The sequence below is a fragment of the Bacillus thermotolerans genome (genome assembly GCF_000812025.2).
Lineage (GTDB): Bacteria > Bacillota > Bacilli > Bacillales > Domibacillaceae > Quasibacillus > Quasibacillus thermotolerans.
Genome location: NZ_JWJE02000097.1, coordinates 1 through 2434, shown reverse-complemented (window position 1 = coordinate 2434; position 2434 = coordinate 1). Strand labels below are relative to the sequence as shown.

The following is a 2434-nucleotide window of genomic DNA, read 5'->3' as shown; positions in this document are numbered from 1 at the left end:
TGTTTATGGCATCATAAAAATGTAGGTTATGGCACCTAATTTGTGTTGGTCTAAGGGGCTTTACAAATAAAAAAACCACTTGTCAACATTCCAAAATACACATACACTTCCTGTTGGGACAATCAAGTGCAGGAGGTATTAAGGAGATGTTGGCAGTGGCCGAAATTAATTATATCAGACATGAAGTTAACAAAAAAGACTGTACATATTCAGATGTAGCAAAAAGAACTGGAAGAGATCCTAGAACGATTAAGAAGTATGCAGAAATGGAGGATTTCAACCAAAAGCCAAAGAAAAAGCAAAACAGGGTAGCTCCGGTATTAGGTCCGGTAAAGTCACTCCTGGATGAATGGATTAAGGAGGACATGAAAAAGAAAAAGAAGTTTCGTAGAACCGCTAAGAGGATGTGGGATTTGTTAAAAGATAATCATGGCTTTTTAGGCTCTGATCGCACAGTTCGGGAGTATGTTGCCATGAGAAAAGCAGAGTTCCTTAATGAGGTTAATGACGCCGCTCTTCCGCTAGAGGCGGTATCAGGAACAGCACAGGTAGATTTCGGGGAAGCTCCATTTATTTACGGAGGGGAAGATATCGTTTTGCCATACCTTGTAGTCTCCTTCCCATTTAGTAATGCATTCTATTTTCAAGTTTTCCCTTCTCAAAACAAAGAGTGCTTTCTAGAGGGGATGAAAAGAGTCTTTCACTACATGGGAGGAGTACCAAAAGCCATTCGATTTGACAACCTATCGCCGGCCGTTAAGAAAATACTGCCGAATGGCGAACGGCAATTAACAGATGAATTTCAGAACTTCGTTCTACATTATGGATTCGAGTGTGAATTCTGTAATCCCAATAGTGGAAATGAGAAAGGTCACGTCGAGACAATGGTCAAGTATGTCCGGAATAACTTTCTCTTACCCGGATTGCATGTTATTAATCTAGACGATTTGAATAAAGAACTATGGGCCACGGCTGAGAAAGACCGTGAAAGGAAGCATTACCAAAAGGAATGGACTATTTCAGAATTATTCGAGGAAGATCGGGCAGCATTCCTCCTTCTACCTCCTAAAGAATATGAATGTGTAAGGTACGAGACCCTTAAGGCAGATAAATACGGCTATATCAAGGTGGATCTTAACCTGTATTCGACATCGCCAAGATACGCACTAGGCAAGGTCCTAGTGAAAATCTCATATAACAAAGTGGAAATTTTGAACGATGATCAGCAACTTGTTGTCAGCCATTCCCGAATGTATGGCCAATACAGAAAGTCCATGAAATGGCAGCCATATCTAAATTTGATGGCCAAACGGCCTACGGCACTTAAATATACTAGTTTCTATGATCAGCTTCCGGAAGAATGGAAAAGTTATTTTAGTGCTTGTACAGTGGCAGAAAAGCCAGAGGCATTAAAACTATTATCAATAATCTTGAAGGACCACGATTTCAGTGTGATTACAAAAGCACTGGTGATTGCCTCGGAACATGGGCATCCCTCCGTGGATGCCATTAAACAGGTATTCTATCAGCTTATTAATGGACGTGGAATCCGTAGTGATATTAAGCCCAACATATCGCTACCTAAACTACCGGAAGCGACGCGAGGCCTGGATCATTATGACCAGTTCCATAAAGGGATGGACGCATAATGAATGAGCAAATTAAAACCTATGCAAAGCGACTGAAGTTGAGCTGGATCAAGGAACATTTCCATGAAGTAGAGGGATCAAATAATCAAGAGTATTTATTCAAGCTTTTTGAAGCAGAAATCCAGCAGCGTGAAGAGCGCAAGGTTAACCTCCTGTTAAACCAGGCTACGCTTCCAAAAGTGAATGGTAAGCCGTTTGAGTGGAACGAAGTTCAAATTCCGGCAGGAATGACAAAAGAATATCTGTTCAATGGAGAGTTCATAGAAAAGCAGGAGAATAACATTTTCTATGGTGGAGTAGGCGTAGGTAAGACGTACCTCGCCACGTTGATTGGTTTAAATGCCATACATAAGTTTGGCAAGTCAGTAAAGTTCTATACAGTTGCAGGATTGGTTAATAGGCTTCTTGAAGCGAATGAAAAAGGAACTTTATCGAAATTGTTTAAGCAAATAGAAAAGCTAGATTTATTAATCCTTGATGAGCTGGGGTATATCCCCTTGCATAAACAAGGTGGAGAGCTATTATTCCAAGTCATTTCAATGTGTTATGAGGCTAAAAGTATCATTATTACCACCAACCTGCAGTTCGGTCAATGGAACCACGTCTTTGGTGATCCAATCTTGACAGAGGCAGTCATTGACCGACTGATTCACCATTCACATCTGGTTGTATTTAACGGCGATAGCCATCGCTATAAAGAGTCATTATTACAAAACTAGTATTAAAGTTGGCAAGTGGTTACATTTTTAACTGCCGTTACATACATTTTTTACTTGCCAAATACA

Annotated in this window: 2 protein-coding genes; both read left to right on the top strand. The window is 40.3% G+C overall.

The features are described from left to right. Positions 1 to 146: 146 nt before the first annotated feature. Positions 147 to 1649 carry an IS21 family transposase gene (gene istA / locus QY97_RS18765; RefSeq protein ID WP_039238064.1) on the top strand — a complete coding sequence of 501 codons (1503 nt, stop codon included), beginning with the start codon at positions 147 to 149 and terminating at the stop codon, positions 1647 to 1649. Beyond that, the gene (gene istB / locus QY97_RS18760; protein WP_039238063.1) at positions 1649 to 2368 is read left to right on the top strand and encodes an IS21-like element helper ATPase IstB; all 720 of its coding nucleotides are present in this window, start codon (positions 1649 to 1651) and stop codon (positions 2366 to 2368) included. Before istA ends, istB begins: the two co-directional genes overlap by 1 nt. The last annotated feature ends 66 nt before the right edge of the window (positions 2369 to 2434 follow it).